Below are 575 nucleotides of genomic sequence, written 5' to 3'. Positions count from 1 at the left end.
GCTCTCCGCGATGTCGAGCCTGTACGAGCACGGCCCGATGACACCCGGTGGACTGGCGGCACGGGAACGGGTGCAGCCGCCGTCGATGACGCGGGTGATCGCCTCTCTCGCCGAAGCCGGTCTGGTCGTGCGGGCGCCGCACCCGACCGACGGCCGCCAGATCATCGTCTCGCTCACCGACGCGGGCCGCGCGCTGCTCGCCGACGAGACCAGCGCCCGGGAGAAGTGGATGACGGATCGACTGGCGGCGCTGGACCCGGAACAGCGGGACCTGCTCCGGCGGTCCGTCGACATCATCGGCGGCATGGTCAACACCATGGAGTAGCGCTCGGCCGGCGTGCGGCAAGATGGTCCGGGTGGTTCACGTTATCGACATCGACGACCCGGCCGATCCCAGGCTGGACGACTTCCGCGACCTCAACTCCTCGGACCGGCGTCCGGACCTGCCGGAGGGCAAGGGCCTGGTGATCGCCGAGGGGGTCCTTGTCGCGCAGCGGTTGCTCTCGTCGCGCTTCCCCCCGATCAGCCTGCTGGGGGTGGACCGGCGACTCGACGAGCTGTCCGCGGACCTCGAG

1 protein-coding gene and 1 pseudogene are annotated in these 575 nt (G+C 70.6%); both read left to right on the top strand.

Annotated elements, in window-relative coordinates:
* Positions 1–325: MarR family winged helix-turn-helix transcriptional regulator (locus AC1DQC_RS20085; protein ID WP_477052987.1), on the top strand; the 325-nt coding region annotated here is incomplete at its 5' end.
* Positions 326–356: 31 nt separating this feature from the next.
* Positions 357–575, top strand: a pseudogene (locus AC1DQC_RS20080) (TrmH family RNA methyltransferase); the annotation flags it as partial.

It is taken from the genome of Cellulomonas sp. P4_H12, assembly GCF_056400905.1.
This window is presented reverse-complemented; position numbering and strand designations above follow the sequence as displayed.